Source organism: Motilibacter rhizosphaerae, assembly GCF_004216915.1.
Lineage (GTDB): Bacteria > Actinomycetota > Actinomycetes > Motilibacterales > Motilibacteraceae > Motilibacter > Motilibacter rhizosphaerae.
This window is the reverse complement of sequence record NZ_SGXD01000001.1, coordinates 795,696-811,989: the sequence shown is the minus strand read 5'-3', so window position 1 is coordinate 811,989 and position 16,294 is coordinate 795,696. Positions and strand designations below refer to the sequence as shown.

The following is a 16,294-nucleotide window of genomic DNA, read 5'->3' as shown; positions in this document are numbered from 1 at the left end:
ATCCAGGAGTGCTCGATATGCGCGCCCGCGAAGATGCCGCTGTGAGCGCGCGCATCGAGGACGTCAACCGGCGGCTGCTGCGGGCGCGCGACGCCATGGACCGGAGGTACGCCGAGCCGCTCGACGTCGACGCGCTCGCCCGCATCGCCCTCATGTCCCGTGCGCACTTCATCCGGGAGTTCACCCGGGTGTTCGGTGAGACGCCGTACCACTACCTCCAGCGGCGCCGGGTCGAGCGCGCGATGTTCCTGCTGCAGACCACTGGTTCGACTGTCACCGCAGTCTGCGACGCCGTCGGCTTCACCAGCCTGGGGACGTTCAGCCGCACCTTCACCGCCATCGTCGGGGCGACCCCCACGGCCTACCGCGCCCAGGTCGCGCAGCAGGACCGGCGGGCCCCGACCACCTTCACGATGAGGTGGACGAGGCCCGCAGGGGACTAGCGGCGCCGCGCCTCGCGGGCCACCGCGTACGCGCCGGCCGTGCCGACCAGCGTCACCAGCGCGCACACCACCAGCGCCTCGGCGACCGCCGAGCCGGTCCCGGACGGTGCGAGGTCGAGGTAGCGCCCGCCGATCAGCGTGACGCCGAGCACGAGCGAGAGCTGGAACGTCGTCGCCAGCAGCCCGCTCGCGTCCGCCGCGCGCACGACCGGCACGCGCACCAGCGACAGCGTCAGCAGCGGGCTGAAGGTCAGCCCCATCCCGACGCCGGTGACGAGCTGCACGGGCACGAGGAGCGCGAGCGGCTGGGAGCCGCCGTGCAGCGTGAGGGCCAGCAGCGCGTACCCGAGCCCGGCGACCGGCAGGCCCACGACGGGCAGCCACGGGTGGAGCCGCGCGGGGAGGCTGCGCCACGCGTACCCGACGGAGCCGAACGTCGCGGCAGCGGGAGCGAAGACCAGCCCGGCGTGCAGCGCGCTGTCGCCCAGCCCGGCCTGCAGGTGCAGGCTGGTGGCGAAGAGGAAGCCGCCGTACGCCAGCATCCCGGCGCCGAGGGCGACGAACCCGCCGCGCATCCCCGGCGTGCGGACCACGGAGACGTCGAGCAGCGGGTCGCCGCCGCGCGCCGCCACCCGCCGCTCCACGACGACGAACGCCACCAGCAGCACGGCACCGACGGCCATCGAGGCCCAGGTCCAGGCCGGCCAGCCCTCCTCGCGGCCGAGCACGAGCGGCAGCACGACGAGGAGCACGCCGCCGCTGGCGGTCACCAGCCCCGGCAGGTCGAGCCGGCGCCCGCGCGGCACGTGGTCCGAGGGGACGAAGCGCGGCACCAGCACGAGCAGCGCCAGACCGACGGGCACGTTGACGAGGAACGCCGGGCGCCAGCCGGTGCCGAAGAGGTCGGCGCTCACGAGCAGGCCGCCGAGCACCTGGCCGCACACCGCGCCGCCGGCGATGACCGCGCCGTAGACGCTGAGCGCCCGCGCCCGGTCGGGGCCGGTGAAGCGCTGCTGGATGACGGCGAGGATCTGCGGCACCATGCCCGCGGCACCGGCTCCCTGGACGAAGCGGGCGGCGATGAGCACGCCGGTGGTCGGGGCGACGCCGCAGACGAGGGACGCCGCGGTGAAGACTGCGAGCCCGGTGAGGAAGATGCGCCGCGCACCGAGCAGGTCGCCGAGGCGGGCGCCGGTGATGAGCAGCATGGCGTACGCGATGGTGTAGCCGCTGACGACGAGCTCGAGGCCGGCGCCCGAGACGTCGAGGTCGGCGCGGATGCTGCCGAGCGCCACGTTGACGATGGTGGCGTCGACCATCGCCATGAACAGGCCGGTGACGAGCAGGCCGAGGACGAGCCAGCGGCGGTCCGGGCGCGGTTCGGACACGGTGGGCCGCGCGGACGGTATGCGGGGAGTCGTGGTGGACGTCGTCATGGGCCCACCCTCGGACGGGCGCCAGCCTGGTACCAGGAGCCCGCTGATCCTGGTACTGGTGGCACCTGGCACCAGCATGCGAGCGGGCGCAGACTGGGCGGGTGAGCACCATGACCGCCGCACCCGGCATCCGCCGCGCCGAGCTCTCCGGCTTCCTGCGCGCCCGTCGCGAGGGTGTCACGCCCGCCGAGGTCGGGCTGCCGGCGGGCGCTCGGCGGCGTACGCCGGGCCTGCGGCGGGAGGAGCTCGCGCAGCTCGCCGGGGTGGGGGTCACCTGGTACACCTGGCTCGAGCAGGGCCGGCCCATCAACGTCAGCACCCAGGTGCTCGACGCCGTGGCCCGGGTGCTCCGGCTCGACCCGGCGGAGCACGAGCACCTCTACCGCCTCGCCGGCCTGCCCAGCGTGACCATGCGCGGCGAGCGCCGTCCCGAGATCCCGCAGCACGTGCGGCACGTGCTCGACGCGCTCGGCACCACCCCGGCGACGCTGCTCAACTCGCGCTACGACGTGCTCGCGGTCAACGCGGCGCAGGCCCGGCTGGTCAACGGCTTCCACACGATCCCCTGCGGGCACTACAACCTGCTCTGGTGCTGCTTCACCGAGCCCACGATCCGCGAGCGGCTGCTCGACTGGGACAGCGAGGGCCCGCAGATGGTCGCGACCTTCCGCTCCGCCTACGTCGAGAACCTCGACGACCCGTCGTGGGCGGAGTTCGTCGAGCGGCTCAGCGCGGCGAGCCCGGAGTTCGCGACGCTCTGGCGCCGCCACGAGGTACGCGGCCCGGGCTTCCGCTCGAAGACCTTCGATCACCCCGTCGTCGGGCGCATGGCCTTCGTGACCACGAGCCTGTCCGTCGCGGAGATGCCCGGGTGCCGCATCGTGGCCTACACGCCGGCCGACGACGAGTGCCGCGCGGCGCTGGAGAGGCTGAAGGTGCTGCTCCCGGCTCAGACCGACGGGGCCAGCGGCGCGAGCTGAGGATCGTAGAGGTGGCAGGCGATCTCGGCCCTGCCCGCGCGCAGCAGCGTCGGCGCCACCGGGTCGTGCAGCTCGACCTCGACGCCGCGCTCCACGGTCCGCATGGTGCGGACGCCTAGCCAGAACCGCTCCTCCGGCGCCTCGTCGCGCGCCTTCTCCAGCAGCCGCAGCACCTTCTCGGGCTCGACCTCGGCCGGCGCGCGCAGGAAGAGGCGCCGGCCGGGCTGGTCGAGGGCCTTGAGGTCCCCGACGAGCTGGCGCTCCTCGGCGTACGTCGCGGTGCCGACCTGCGCCCAGCGCGCTTCCAGGGCGGCCGCGAGGTCGCGCCCCTCCCACCCGCAGGGGGCGAAGGCCTTGGGGCAGCGCGGGTGGAACGAGCAGCCGGCGGGAGGGCGTACGGCGTCGGGGATCTCGCCGCGCGGCAGGTCGCGCGGCACCTCCGTACGCTCGCCGGGCTCGGGGATCGCCGCGACCAGCGCACGGGTGTACGGGTGGCGCGGGCTCGCGAAGATCTCGGCTGTGGGCCCGACCTCGACGATCTTGCCGAGGTAGAGGATCGCGACGTTGGTGCAGAACAGCTTGGCCGTGGCCAGGTCGTGCGTGATGTAGACGTACGTCAGCCCGAGCCGGTCGCGGAGGTCCAGCATGAGCTGGAGGATCTTCGCGCGCACGCTCATGTCGAGCATCGAGACCGGCTCGTCCGCGACGAGCAGCTCGGGGTCGAGCACCGCCGCACGGGCCATGACGGCACGCTGCTTCTGGCCGCCGGAGAGGTTCTCCGGCAGCGCGTCGAGGTAGCGCTCGGGGGGCGTGAGCCCGACGGTCTCGAGCGCCTGCCGCACCCGCTTCTCGGTCTCCTCGCCCCGCTTGGTCACCTTGTGGATCCGCAGCGGGTGCGCGACGGCCGTGCGGATCGTCATGGCCGGGTTGAGCGCGGCGTGCGGGTCCTGGAACACCATCTGCACACGACGGCGCAGCGGGCGCAGCTTGCGCTCGCTGCGCCCGGCGAGCTCGGTCCCGCCGATGCGGATGCTGCCGCTCGTCGAGGGCACGAGACCGAGCAGGGCGCGCCCCAGGGTCGTCTTGCCGCTGCCCGACTCGCCGACGAGCCCGAGCACCTCGCCCCGGCCGATCGTGAAGCTCACGCCGTCGACGGCGCGCACCTTGGCCTGCGAGCGGCCCAGGAGGCGGGAGAGCACGCTGCCGCGCAGGTCGAAGTGCACGAGCAGGTCGCGCACCTCGACGAAGGGCGCCGTTGCGTCCCCCGGTGCGTCGTGCTTGGTCAGGTCAAGCTTCGTCGGCAACGGCCAGCTCCTGTCGGGGCAGCGGCTCGCGCTCGGCGCCGCTGAGGTCGTGCAGGCGGTGCAACCAGCAGCTCACGCGCTGGCCGCCGGCGGTGCGCACCTCGCCGGGGTTGCGGACGGGGCAGGCCCGCATGGCGTCGGGACAGCGCGCGGCGAACGGGCACCCGGGGATGGGCTCGGAGAGGTCCGGCGGCGAGCCCGGGATGCTGTGCAGCTCGGTCGTGCTGAGCGAGATGGTGGAGCGCATCAGCTCCCGCGTGTACGGGTGCGCAGGCTCCCGGAACACCTGCTGCGACGGGCCTTCCTCCATGATGCGCCCGGCGTACATCACCGCGACGCGGTCGCAGGCCTCAGCGACGATGCCGAGGTTGTGCGTGATGAGCAGCAGCGCCGTACCGGACTGCCGGCGCAGCTCCGCGAGCAGCGCGAGGATCTGCGCCTCCACCAGCACGTCCAGCGCCGTCGTCGGCTCGTCGGCGACGACGACGGCGGGACGCAGCACGAGGGTGAGCGCGATCATGATGCGCTGCCGCATGCCGCCGGAGAACTCGTGCGGGTACTGGTCGTAGCGGCTGGCCGGGATCCCTGTGGCACGCAGCGCTTCGAGCGCGCGCTCACGGCGCTCCTTGCGCGACAGCTTGCGCTCGTGGGTGCGGAGCAGCTCCTCGAAGTGCTCGCTGACCTTCATCAACGGGTCGAGGCGGGTCATCGGCTCCTGGAAGACGAGGCCGACCTGCTTGCCGCGCAGCCGGCGCAGCTTGCGCGGCGACAGACCGACCAGCTCCTGGTCGCCGACGCTGACGCTGCCCTCCATGCGCGCACCGTCGGGTAGCAGCCCGAGGAGTGCCTTGCCCAGCGTGCTCTTGCCGCACCCGGACTCCCCGACCAGGCCGAGGGACTCGCCGGGCTGCAGCTCGATGCTCACACCGTCGACGGCGCGTACGGGCCGCCGCCCCGCGTAGACGACCCGCAGGCAGGAGACCGTCAGCGCGCTCACGACGCGGCCTCCTCGAGGGTGACGGCCGGGACCGTGCCGCGGCGGCGCAGCGAGGGGTTCAGGGCCTCGTTCAGGCCCTCACCGACGAGCGTGAGCCCGACGACGAGCAGGGTGATCGCGAGGCCGGGCCACAACGCCGTCCACCAGATGCCGGCGCCCGCGTCGGAGATCGCGCGCTGGAGGTCGTAGCCCCACTCGGCGGCCTGCGTCGGCTGGATGCCGTAGCCGAGGAAGCCCAGCCCCGCCAGGGTGAGGATGGCGTCGGCGGCGTTCAGGGTCGCGATGACCGGCACGCTCTGCACGACGTTGCCGAACAGGTAGCGCACGAGGACCGTGCGAGGGCGCGCACCGATCGCGCGGGCGGCCTCGACGTACGTCGCCTCGCGCGCGCTCAGCGTGCTGGCGCGCACCACGCGGAAGTACTGCGGCACGTAGACGACGGTGATCGCCGCCGCGGCGGTGAGAACGCCACCTCCCGCACCCGACGACAGCGCGAACGCGATGACGATGGCCAGCAGCAGGTAGGGGAACGCGAACAGCGCGTCGGTGATGAGGACGAGGACCCGGTCGACCCAGCCGCCCCGGTAGCCGGAGACGAGCCCGAGCGGCACGCCGATGACGATCGAGAAGATGACCGCCAGCAGCACGACCTCCATGGCCGTACGCGCCCCGAAGACCACGCGGGACAGCACGTCCAGCGACTGCACCGTGGTACCGAACCAGTGGTGCGAGTCGGGGTGCGCCAGCTTGCCGAACCGCGTGCCGCCCGAGGTGTAGGTGTCGAAGTCGTACGGCGCGATCCAGGGGGCGAACAGCGCCAGCACCGTGAACAGCAGGGTCAGCGCGGACCCGACGACGAGCAGCGCGCGCGGCGTACCGCGGGAGCCGCGTACGGCGTCGAGGAGCGGGTGGCGGGCCAAGGTCTCGTTCCTCAGTACCGGATGCGGGGGTCGATGAGCGCGTTGACGACATCGATGACGAGGCTCACGGCCACGACGACGAGCGCGAACGCGGTGACGATGCCCTGCACGGCGGTGTAGTCGCGGTTGTTGAGGTAGTGCACGAGCTCGTTGCCCACCCCGGGCCAGTTGAACGTCTCCTCGGTGAGCACGGCGCCCCCGAGCAGCGCCGCCACCTGCAGGCCCATGACGGTCACCACGGGCACGAGGGCGTTGCGGAAGCCGTGGCGCCGCACGACGATCCGCTCCCGCACCCCGCGTGCCCGGGCGGCCTCGACGTAGTCGCTCTGCAGCGTGCCGATGAGGTTGACGCGCACGAGGCGGATGAGCACGCCGACGACGAGCAGGCCGAGCGTGACCGCGGGCAGCACGAGGTGGCGCAGCCCGTCCTGCAGCCCGTCGGTGTCGCCGCCGAGCAGGAGGTCGACGAGCAGGATGTGCGTGCGGTCGTCGGTCGTCGCCTCGACGACGGGGCTGGCCTGCCCGGAGGTCGGCAGCCACCCGAGCTCCTTGCCGAGGACCAGCTGCAGCAGCAGGCCGACGAAGAACACCGGCGCCGCGTAGGTCACGATGCCGAACAGCCGGATGACGACGTCGGCGGCCGAGTCGCGGCGCCGTCCGGACACGAGCCCGAGCGGCAGGCCGATGACGAGCGCGACCACGAGGGCCGCGACGCTCAGCGTGAGCGTCGCGCCCCCGTTGTCGACGAAGATGTCGGTGACCTTGCGGTTGTCCGTGATCGTGCGACCGAAGTCGAGGTGCGCGATCTGCTTGAGGTAGTCGAGGTACTGCTCGAGCACCGGGCGGTCGAAGCCCGCTTCCGCGCGGCGCTTCGCCAGCTCGGCAGCGGAGAGCTTGCCCCCCAGGGCACTGCTGATGGGGTCGCCGGGTGCGACCCGCATCAGCAGGAACACCAGTGTGAGCAGGAGCAGGACCATCGGCACCGCGAGCAGGACCCGGGTGCCGATGAACCTGACGAGCGAACCCTGACGAGAGGCCACTCAGCTCTTCCCGATGAGCCAGAACCGGAAGTTGAACGACGGGTCGAAGGTCGACTCGACGCCGGTGACGCCGTTGCGGATGGCCGCGATCTGCTTGCCCTGCCAGACCGGGATCATCGGCACGTCGTCAGCGGTGATCTTCTGGATCTGGTCGAAGTCCGTGCCCCGCTTGGTCTTGTCGGTCTCGCCCTGCTCCGCCGCCGTCAGCTTCGTCAGCGTCGGGTTGAGGTAGTTGTTGGCGAAGTAGCCGCCCTTGCCGTCGAGGAACGGGGCGCTGTAGTTGTCGGGGTCCGGGAAGTCCGGGAACCACCCGAGCTGGAACACGGGGTACTGGCCGGCCTTGTAGGCCTTCTGGTAGGCCTGCCACTCCGTGCTCTGCACCGTCGCCTTGAACAGCCCGCTCGAGTCGAGCTGGCGCTTGAGCTCCGTCATCTCGTCGACGGAGTTCGGGCCGTAGTGGGTGGGGGTGTACCACAGCGTCACGGGGACCGGGGTCGTCACACCCGCGGCCTTCAGCAGCGCGGCGGCCTTCGCCTTGTCCGGCGACGGGAACGCGTCCTTGAACGGCTGCCCGGCGTACTGCAGGCCCTGCGGCACCATCGAGTAGAGCGGCGTCACGTTGCCGTCGTAGGCGTTCTTCGCGATGGCGTCCCGGTCGATGACCGCGGCGAACGCCTGCCGGACGGCCTTGTTGTCGAACGGCTTCTGCTTGAACTGGAAGACGAGGTAGCGGATCTCGGTGCCGTTGCCCGACACCACCTTGACGCCCTTGCTCGACTCGGACTTCAGCGAGTTGAGGTCGGTCGGCGAGAGGTTGCGGTAGGCCACGTCCACGTCGCCCTGCTCGATCGCGAGCTTCAGCGCCGAGGCCTGGTCGTAGTACTGGACGATGAAGGACTTGTTGGCGAGCTGGTCGTCACCCGTGTAGTCCGGGTTCGCGCTGAAGACCGCGATCTTCTTGTCCTCGTACTTGTCGATCTTGTACGGGCCGGAGCCGACGACCTGGTCGCTCGGGAGCAGCTTGTCCGCGGGGTAGCTGCTGGCCTTGACGATGGCGCCCGCGCCGGTCGTGAGGACGTAGGGCCACGTCGCGTCCGCGTGGTCGAGGTGCATCGTGACCGTCGTCGGGTCGGTCGCGTCGGTGCCCTTGAGGTTGGCGAACAGCGACGCCGGCCCGTTGGGGTCGTTGATCTTCAGCACGCGGTCGAACGACGCCTTCACGTCGGTCGCGGTCAGCGCCGAGCCGTCGGAGAACTTGAGCCCCGGCTTGAGCTTGCAGACGTAGGTCGTCGGGTCGCTGAACGAGCACGAGTCAGCGGCGTCCGAGACGGGGACCGTCTTGCCCTGCGGGATCTTCAGCAGGTTCTGGTAGACGTTCCAGAAGATGGTCCACGACGGCAGGTCGTAGGCCCCTGCGGGGTCGAGGCTCGTCGGCGTGTCGGTCGTCCCGAGGATGACCGCCTTCGCGACCTTGCCGCCGCCCCCGCTCGAGGAGCTGCTCCCTCCGGAGCTGCTCCCGCCCCCGCTGCTGCTGCCTCCGCAGCCAGCGAGCACCAGCCCGAGCGCAGCAGCGCCTACGAGCAGCTTCCGTGCCATGCACGTGTCCCTTCCCCGTCGGTGGGCGGGCCCTCGTGGGGCCCGCTCAGGAGTCCGCCGGCGCTCCTGGTCGGCGCTCCGGCGGGCGTACCGTAGGGACCTGTCGTATCACGCATGTTTCCGAGTGCTGGGATGACGCGCCGAGTGGATCGCGTGGCCGCGAGGTCCTCCGACCGCGGCATCGACGGCTGCGCACCGGCGACGCGCACGCTCCAGGACGCGGCGCGCACCCCCCGCTCGACGGCCTCCGCCAGGCCCGACCCTGCGGCCAGGGCAGCGGCCACGGCGCCCACGACGGTGTCCCCCGCGCCGGTCGTGTCGACGACCTCCCCCACGGGCGGAGCGGGGACGTGCTGCGCCTGCTCTCCCCGCAGGCACCACCACGCCCCGTCGGCCCCGGCGGTGACGACGACCGAGGCCGCGTGCTGGGCGAGGGCGAGCGCGTGGTCCCTCGGCTCGGACCAGGTCCTCGCGCCGAGGACCTCAAGCACCGCAGCCGCTTCGTGCTCGTTCACCACGAGCGGGTCCGCCGCCGCGACGACGTCCGCCGCGAGCGAGCTCGGCGCCGGCGCCGCGTTGAGGAGGAACCGCGCACCCCGAGCCGCGGCCAGTGCCGCGCAGGTGCCGGCCACCCCCGTCTCCAGCTGGGTCACGAGGACCGCGCCCGGTCCGACGGCCTCGGCGGCGGCCTCCACGTCAGCCGGCTGCAGCCGCGCGTTCGCCCCTGGGGAGACGACGATCGTGTTCTCCCCGGTGCTGTCCACGGCGATGAGTGCCGTGCCGGTCGCGGTTCCTGGCGTGCTCCGCAGCCACCGGCAGTCGATCCCCTCCGCGGCGAGGGCGCGCTGCGTACCCGCTCCGGGCTCGTCGTCGCCGACCCGTCCGACGAAGGTCGTGCGCGCCCCGAGCCGCGCGGCGGCCACCGCCTGGTTCGCGCCCTTGCCGCCCGCCGCGCGGCGCAGGTCGCCCCCGAGGACCGTCTCCCCGGGCCGCGGGATCCGCGGCACGGTGACCAGGAGGTCGACGTTGGCCGATCCCACGACGACGACACCGACGACACCGCCGCCGGTGGTTGCGGCGGGGAGGTCATTGGACACCGCGCCCGCCCTCTCGATCTACTTGCCGCGTGCTGGAGATCCGCAGCCTGCGCAAGGCCTACGGCGACACCGTCGCCCTGGACGACCTGTCCCTGACCGTACGCCCCGGCGAGGTCTTCGGCTTCGTCGGCCAGAACGGCGCCGGCAAGACCACGACGATGCGCATCGTGCTGGGCGTCCTCGCGGCCGACTCCGGCGAGGTCCACTGGGACGGGCGCCCGATGGACGCGGCCGCGCGGCTGCGGACGGGCTACATGCCCGAGGAGCGCGGGCTCTACCCGAAGATGCGCGTACGCGACCAGCTGGTCTACCTCGCCCGGCTCCACGGCTCCTCCGCTCCCGACGCCCGACGCTCGACCGACGAGCTGCTCGCCGCGCTCGGGCTCGAGGAGCGGGCCGACAGCCGGATCGAGGCGCTGTCGCTCGGCAACCAGCAGCGGGTGCAGCTCGCCGCCGCGCTCGTGCACGACCCGGAGCTGCTGGTGCTGGACGAGCCCTTCTCCGGCCTCGACCCCGTGGGCGTCGACGCACTCGCGGCGACCCTGCGCACCCGCGTCGACCGTGGGGTCCCGGTGCTCTTCTCGAGCCACCAGCTCGACCTCGTCGAACGGCTCTGCGACAGCGTCGGCATCGTCAAGGCCGGCCGCGTCGTCGCGGAGGGGTCGGTCGGCGCGCTCCGCCAGCAGGGACGGGCCCGCCGGCTGCGCGTCCGGACCCCCGATGCGGCCTGGGCGCAGGGCCTCCCCGGCGTGCTGGTGCTGTCGCGCGACGGCGACGCGCAGCTGCTCGAGCTCGCCGACGACGTCGACGACCAGACCGTGCTCGACGCCGCCCGCCGCAGCGGTCCGGTGCACGAGTTCGCCCCTGTCCTGCCCTCCCTGACCGAGCTCTTCCGTGAGGTGGTCGCCGCATGAGCGCCCAGCCCGTCAGCTTCGTCGGGGCGACCCGGCTCGTCGCCGGCCGCGAGATCACGTCCCGCGCGCGGGACAAGGGCTTCCTCATCTCCACCGGCATCACGCTCGCGATCCTGCTCGCCGTGCTCGTCATCTCGAAGCTCACGTCGGGCGGCACCACGACGTACCACGTGGGGTTGGAGCCCGGCGCCGGCGTGAGCGCGCAGTCCCTGCAGACGCAGGGGAAGGCGGTCGGCGTCCAGGTCCGCGTCCGCTCGGGCGGCACGGACGCGCTGCTGCGCAAGGGCAAGCTCGACGCGGTCGTCGGGGCTTCGGGCGTACGCGTCCACAAGGAGCTGCCCGACCGCCTGCGCGCGGTCATCGACGCGACGCAGCAGCAGGCCGTGGCGACGCAGCGGCTGCAGCAGCAGGGGATCGACCCGGCGAAGGTCCAGCAGGCCTTCGCCGTGACCCCGCTCCGGGTGACGGCGCTCGACCCGCCGGACAAGCGCTCGGACCGGCGCAAGGAGGTGGCGTTCGTCGGCACGCTGCTGCTCTACGGCCAACTGCTGACCTACGGCATCTGGGTCGCGTTCGGTGTGGCGGAGGAGAAGTCGAGCCGCGTCGTGGAGGTCCTGCTGTCGGCCGTACCGCCCCGGGCGCTGCTGGCGGGCAAGATCGTCGGCATCGGCCTGCTCGGCCTGGGCCAGCTCCTGCTGCTGACGGTGGTCTCGCTTGGCGTCGCCGCAGCCCTCGGCGTGGTGTCGATCGACAGCGACGTGCTGCTCCCGACCGGCATCGTGCTCGCGTGGTTCCTGCTGGGCTTCGCGTTCTACGCCACGGCGTACGCTGCGGCGGCCGCCCGCGTCAGCCGCCAGGAGGACGTCCAGAACGTCACCTCGCCGATGACCTTCGCCCTCGTGGGCAGCTTCTTCGCCGCGGTCTACGCCTCCAACAACAGCGACGCGACGCTCGCGAAGGTCCTGGCGGTCGTGCCGCCGTTCTCCGCGCTGGTGAACCCGCCGCTGGTGGCGGGCGGCGGGGCCACCGCGTGGATGGTGGCTCTCGCGGTCGTCCTCATGCTCGGCGCCATCGCCGGCCTGGTCGTCGTGGGCGCCCGGCTCTACGAGGGGGCCGTGCTGCACACGGGCTCCGTGCTCTCCTGGCGCTCGGCCTGGAGGTCGTCCCGTACCCGCACCACCCCCTCGTGATCATGCACGTCCTGGGAGCCCAGGACGTGCATGATCACGGGGGAGGTGGGGGCGCGACTCCCGCGCCAGGGATCAGTGGGCGGCGTCCTCGGGGAACGTGTCGGAGGCCACCGCGCGCCGCTCGCCCTTGGGCCGCGGGGCCCCGACCGTCGTGTCGGCCATCGTCTGCCGCTCGGACTCGGCGTTGATCTCCGCGCCCAGCAGCACGATGTACGACGTGATGTAGAGCCACATCATGAGCACGACGACGCCGGCCAGCGCGCCGTACGTGTTGCTGTAGCCGCCGCGCGAGGCGTACAGCGCGAAGGCGACCGAGGCGATGATCCAGATGACGCCGCCGATGACCGCGCCCTGCGAGGTCCAGGGGAACTTCGGGTCGTCGCGGTCCGGCGCGTACCGGTACGCGACGGCCAGCGCGACCATCACCGCGACGACGAGGCCGACCCACCGCACGACCTGCACCGCGATGACCCCGGCGGTGCCGAGCCCGTCGAGCAGCGAGGGCAGCACGGCGATGAGCCCGACGGCCACCACGATGAAGACGATCGCCCCGACGGTGAGCGCGAGCGCGGTGCTGCGCAGCTTGACGAACGTGCGGGTCTCCTCCTCGTCGTAGGCGATGTTGATCGCCTTCATGAGGTTGCCCATGCCGCCGCTCGCCGACCAGAGCGCGGCGAGCAGGCTGATGACGAGGCCCACGGAGAGAGCGCCGGACTTCTCCCCGGCGATCGCCGTCAGCTGCCGCGTGATCAGGGAGCGGGTGTCGGCAGGCATGCCCGAGGTGAGGCTGTCGGCCTGCTTGGCCACGTCGGTGGGGTCGGCGAACAGGCCGTACAGCGTCACCGCCGCGATCGCCGCGGGGAACACCGCGAGGAACGCGAAGAAGGCCACGCCCGCCGCGAGCAGCGAGACGTTGTCCTCCTTGGACTCCTTCCAGGCCCGCTCGAGGATCTGCTTCCACCCGGCCGCCGGGATGTCCGTGGGCTTCTCGGCCTGGGCGCCGGGCTGGCGCTGCGCGGTCGCCGGCTCGGCAGCGCGGTCGTGCAGGACCTGCGGGCGGTCGTCGGAGGGCTTGCTGTCGTGCGCACCGACGTGCAGGCGGTCGCGGACCTTGTCTGCCACGGACATGGCGGGACTCCGTTCGGGGTCTCGGGTGCTCTCGACCCCCGTTACCCAGCGTGGCGATCCGGACAAACCGGGCGCACCTCGGCCGGCCCCGGGCGCTGCCCGCACCAGGTGGCAGGATCAGGAGCGTGAACCGCCCTGACGCTCCTCCCGCACCCCTGCGGCTCGGCGGTCGCCCGCTGCACACCGTGGGTCCCGTGCGGATGTACGTCTGCGGCATCACGCCGTACGACGTGACCCACCTCGGTCACGCCTCCACCTTCCTGTGGTCCGACCTCGCCGCGCGCGTGCTGCGCGCCACCGGCAGCAAGGTCGAGCTCACCCGCAACGTCACCGACGTGGACGAGGCCCTGCTGGCCGCTGCGCGGAGGAGCGGCGAGCCGTACGACCTGCTCGCGAGCCGCCAGCGCTTCGCCTTCGACGTGACGATGTCCGCGCTCGGCGTGCGCCTGCCGGACCACGAGCCCACGGCGCGGCGGAGCGTCCGGCAGGTCATCGCGCTGGCCGCCGCCCTCGTCGACCTGGGCGCGGCGTACGTCGTCGGCGGCACGGTCTACGCACGCGCCGCCGCCGCGGCGGAGCGGGCGGGGGTCGACGAGGCGCGCGCCCTGGAGCTCAGCCGGGAGTTCGGCGACGAGCCGGACGACCCGGCCAAGGAGCACCCGCTCGACACCCCGGTCTGGCTCGGGGGCAGGGAGGGCGACGAGGTCGTCTGGCCGAGCCCGTGGGGCCCGGGGCGCCCCGGGTGGCACGCCCAGTGCGCGGCGATGGTCCTCGGCGCGTACGGCACGGTCGACCTGCACCTCGGTGGCGCCGACCTCGCCTACCCGCACCACGCCGTCGAGGCGCTGCTCGCCGAGACGGCGACCGGCGTGGTCCCCTTCGCGCGGGCGTGGCTGCGACCGGGCGTCGTCAGCGTCGACGGCGCGAAGATGGCGAAGTCGACGGGCAACCTCGTCCTCGTCGACCAGCTCCTCGCCTCCACGACGCCCTCCGCGGTGCGGCTGCTCTGCCTCGCCCGCCGGCCCGAGGAGCACTGGGAGTACTCCCCGGCGCTGCTCGAGCAGGCGGCCGCCACCGTCGAGGAGCTGCACGCGGCAGCGGGCCGGCCCGGGAGCGCCAGCGGGGCCGCCGAGGTCGACGCCGCCCTGCTCGACGGCCTGGACGTGCCCCGCGCCCTCGACGCGGCACGCGGCTCGGGGGGGCCGGCCGCGCGCCGGGCCGTCGAGCTGCTCGGCCTGCGCTAGGAGCGGCGTGAGCACGTCTCTCCAGCCGCGGTTCCGCACCTGGCTGCTCCAGGGGCTCAACGACCGCGCGACCCAGCACGCGGGCCCGCACCGCGTGGAGCCCGAGGAGCAGCACCAGCACGCCTGGTGGAAGGTCATGTGCCTCACGGGCGTCGACTACTTCTCGACGCTCGGCTACCAGCCCGGCATCGCCGCGCTCGCCGCCGGCGCGGTCGCGCCGCTGGCGACCCTCGTCCTCGTCGCCCTGACGCTGCTGGGCGCGCTGCCGGTCTACCGCCGGGTCGCGAAGGAGAGCCCGCGCGGCGAGGGCTCGATCGCGATGCTCGAGCACACCCTGCCCTGGTGGGCCGGGAAGCTGTTCGTGCTGGTGCTGCTGGGCTTCGCGGCCACCGACTTCCTCATCACCATGACGCTGTCCGCGGCCGACGCCGCCGCGCACGCGGTCGAGAACCCGTACGCGCCGCACTGGCTCCACGGCCAGCAGCTGGTCCTCACCCTGGTGCTGCTCGGCCTGCTCGCGGCGGTGTTCCTGCGCGGCTTCGCCGAGGCGATCGGCATCGCCGTCGTCCTCGTCACCCTCTACCTCGCGCTCAACGCCGTCGTGGTGGGCGTGGGCGTCGTCGACGTCCTGCGCCACCCGCACGTCATCTCGGACTGGCACCGGCTCCTCTTCACGGAGCACCCGGACTGGCTCGCGGTCATCGGCACCTCGCTGCTGGTCTTCCCGAAGCTCGCCCTCGGCCTGTCGGGCTTCGAGACCGGCGTCGCGGTGATGCCGCAGATCACGGGCGACCCCAGCGACACCCCCGGCAACCCCGCGGGCCGCATCCGGGGCGCCCACCGCCTGCTCATGACGTCGGCGCTGGTGATGAGCGTCTACCTCGTGCTCTCGAGCTTCGTCACGACGCTGCTCATCCCGCAGAAGGCGTTCGAGAAGGGCGGGCCGGCCAACGGCCGCGCCCTCGCGTACTTCGCCCACGAGCACCTGGGCTCGGCGTTCGGCACGGTCTACGACCTCAGCACGATCGCCATCCTGTGGTTCGCCGGCGCCTCGGCGATGGCCGGGCTGCTCAACCTCGTGCCGCGCTACCTCCCGCGCTACGGCATGGCGCCGCGCTGGGCCAAGGCGATCCGCCCGCTCGTGCTCGTCTTCAGTGCCATCGCCTTCTTCGTGACCTGGGTCTTCGACGCGAGCGTCGACGCGCAGGGCGGGGCGTACGCGACCGGCGTGCTCGTCCTCATCACCTCCGCCTCGGTGGCGGTGACGATCAGCGCTCGCGCCGCTGGGCAGCACACGCTGCTGCTCGCGTTCGGGGCGGTGGCGACGGTCTTCGCCTACACGACGGCGACGAACGTCGTGGAGCGCCCGGACGGCGTGCGCATCGGCGGGCTGTTCATCCTCGCCATCCTGCTGGTCTCCTTCGCCTCCCGGGTCTCGCGGGCCTTCGAGCTGCGGGGCACGACGGTCAACTTCGACGCGCGCGCCCGCGCCTTCGTCGCGGAGACGGCCAAGTGCGGGACGCTGCGCGTCGTCGCCAACGAGCCGGACGCCCGCGACGCGAAGGAGTACCGGCAGAAGGCCGCGGAGGCGCGGCAGGTGAACGACCTCCCGGGCTGGGCGCCGCTGCTGTTCCTCGAGGTGACCGTCGACGACTCCTCCGACTTCGAGGCCGACCTCGACGTCCGGGGCGAGGAGCGCTTCGGCTACCGCATCCTCACCGTCACCAGCTCGGTGGTGCCCAACACCGTGGCCGAGCTGCTGCTGGAGATGCGCGACCAGAGCGGGCTGGTCCCGCACGTCTACTTCTCGTGGAACGAGGGCTCGCCCCTCGTCGGGCTGCTGCGCTTCCTCTTCATCGGGGAGGGCGAGGTGGCGCCGGTGACCCGCGAGGTCCTGCGGCGCGCCGAGCCGGACGTCTCCCGGCGCCCGCTGGTGCACGTCGGCTGACCGCCACTCGCCCGGGTGACCTGCGGGGACGCTTGGGATGCGTGGCGGAGGGGTACT

At 72.8% G+C, this 16,294-nt stretch carries 14 protein-coding genes; 6 read left to right on the top strand and 8 right to left on the bottom strand.

The window, feature by feature from the left end; translation table 11 throughout:
- The first annotated feature begins 41 nt into the window (after positions 1-41).
- On the top strand, positions 42-443 hold the full coding sequence (locus EV189_RS03650; RefSeq protein ID WP_231116026.1) for a helix-turn-helix domain-containing protein: 402 nt from the start codon (positions 42-44) through the stop codon (positions 441-443).
- Here the strand turns inward: EV189_RS03650 and EV189_RS03645 are convergent.
- Complete coding sequence (locus EV189_RS03645; protein ID WP_130491552.1) at positions 440-1,879, bottom strand: MFS transporter; 1,440 nt, start codon at positions 1,877-1,879, stop codon at positions 440-442. The two genes, EV189_RS03650 and EV189_RS03645, sit on opposite strands and share 4 nt — an antisense overlap.
- 110 nt (positions 1,880-1,989) lie before the next feature.
- On the opposite strand from EV189_RS03645, the gene EV189_RS03640 reads away from it, so the two are divergent.
- Complete coding sequence (locus tag EV189_RS03640) at positions 1,990-2,859, top strand: helix-turn-helix transcriptional regulator (RefSeq protein WP_130491936.1); 870 nt, start codon at positions 1,990-1,992, stop codon at positions 2,857-2,859.
- Here EV189_RS03640 and EV189_RS03635 read toward each other — a convergent pair.
- From EV189_RS03635 to EV189_RS03610, 6 genes are read right to left on the bottom strand one after another with little or no spacing between them, the layout of a single operon-like run.
- A complete protein-coding gene (locus EV189_RS03635) occupies positions 2,829-4,163 on the bottom strand; it encodes an oligopeptide/dipeptide ABC transporter ATP-binding protein (protein ID WP_130491551.1) in 1,335 nt (444 codons plus the stop codon). The two genes, EV189_RS03640 and EV189_RS03635, sit on opposite strands and share 31 nt — an antisense overlap.
- Positions 4,147-5,160, bottom strand: coding sequence for an ABC transporter ATP-binding protein (locus EV189_RS03630; protein WP_130491550.1), 1,014 nt, complete (start codon positions 5,158-5,160; stop codon positions 4,147-4,149). The genes EV189_RS03635 and EV189_RS03630 overlap by 17 nt, the downstream gene beginning before the upstream one ends.
- Positions 5,157-6,080: an ABC transporter permease gene (locus EV189_RS03625; RefSeq protein ID WP_231116025.1), complete on the bottom strand. Its 924-nt coding sequence runs from the start codon at positions 6,078-6,080 to the stop codon at positions 5,157-5,159. The genes EV189_RS03630 and EV189_RS03625 overlap by 4 nt, the downstream gene beginning before the upstream one ends.
- A gap of 11 nt (positions 6,081-6,091) precedes the next feature.
- Positions 6,092-7,120, bottom strand: coding sequence for an ABC transporter permease (locus EV189_RS03620; RefSeq protein WP_130491549.1), 1,029 nt, complete (start codon positions 7,118-7,120; stop codon positions 6,092-6,094).
- Positions 7,121-8,716: an ABC transporter substrate-binding protein gene (locus EV189_RS03615; RefSeq protein WP_130491548.1), complete on the bottom strand. Its 1,596-nt coding sequence runs from the start codon at positions 8,714-8,716 to the stop codon at positions 7,121-7,123. It abuts the gene before it with no gap.
- Positions 8,695-9,813 (bottom strand): ribokinase, encoded by a 1,119-nt coding sequence (locus EV189_RS03610; protein WP_130491547.1) that lies wholly within the window; start codon positions 9,811-9,813, stop codon positions 8,695-8,697. The genes EV189_RS03615 and EV189_RS03610 overlap by 22 nt, the downstream gene beginning before the upstream one ends.
- 29 nt (positions 9,814-9,842) lie before the next feature.
- On the opposite strand from EV189_RS03610, the gene EV189_RS03605 reads away from it, so the two are divergent.
- Both EV189_RS03605 and EV189_RS03600 read left to right on the top strand, forming a co-directional pair.
- Positions 9,843-10,727, top strand: a complete 885-nt coding sequence (locus EV189_RS03605) for an ABC transporter ATP-binding protein (RefSeq protein ID WP_231116024.1) — start codon at positions 9,843-9,845, stop codon at positions 10,725-10,727.
- A complete protein-coding gene (locus EV189_RS03600) occupies positions 10,724-11,917 on the top strand; it encodes an ABC transporter permease (protein ID WP_130491546.1) in 1,194 nt (397 codons plus the stop codon). The genes EV189_RS03605 and EV189_RS03600 overlap by 4 nt, the downstream gene beginning before the upstream one ends.
- Positions 11,918-11,989: 72 nt before the next feature.
- Here EV189_RS03600 and EV189_RS03595 read toward each other — a convergent pair whose 3' ends face one another.
- Positions 11,990-13,045: a YihY/virulence factor BrkB family protein gene (locus EV189_RS03595; RefSeq protein WP_130491545.1), complete on the bottom strand. Its 1,056-nt coding sequence runs from the start codon at positions 13,043-13,045 to the stop codon at positions 11,990-11,992.
- 125 nt (positions 13,046-13,170) lie between these two features.
- On the opposite strand from EV189_RS03595, the gene EV189_RS03590 reads away from it, so the two are divergent.
- On the top strand, positions 13,171-14,289 hold the full coding sequence (locus tag EV189_RS03590) for a hypothetical protein (protein ID WP_231116023.1): 1,119 nt from the start codon (positions 13,171-13,173) through the stop codon (positions 14,287-14,289).
- 7 nt (positions 14,290-14,296) lie between these two features.
- Positions 14,297-16,237: an amino acid transporter gene (locus EV189_RS03585; protein ID WP_130491544.1), complete on the top strand. Its 1,941-nt coding sequence runs from the start codon at positions 14,297-14,299 to the stop codon at positions 16,235-16,237.
- The last annotated feature ends 57 nt before the right edge of the window (positions 16,238-16,294 follow it).

Excerpts from the sequence above, each read along its gene's own strand:
- EV189_RS03615 (WP_130491548.1), bottom strand. The coding sequence starts at position 8,716 with ATGGCACGGAAGCTGCTCGTAGGCGCTGCTGCGCTCGGGCTGGTGCTC.
- EV189_RS03640 (WP_130491936.1), top strand. The coding sequence starts at position 1,990 with ATGACCGCCGCACCCGGCATCCGCCGCGCCGAGCTCTCCGGCTTCCTG.
- EV189_RS03600 (WP_130491546.1), top strand. The coding sequence starts at position 10,724 with ATGAGCGCCCAGCCCGTCAGCTTCGTCGGGGCGACCCGGCTCGTCGCC.
- EV189_RS03645 (WP_130491552.1), bottom strand. The coding sequence starts at position 1,879 with ATGACGACGTCCACCACGACTCCCCGCATACCGTCCGCGCGGCCCACC.
- EV189_RS03595 (WP_130491545.1), bottom strand. The coding sequence starts at position 13,045 with ATGTCCGTGGCAGACAAGGTCCGCGACCGCCTGCACGTCGGTGCGCAC.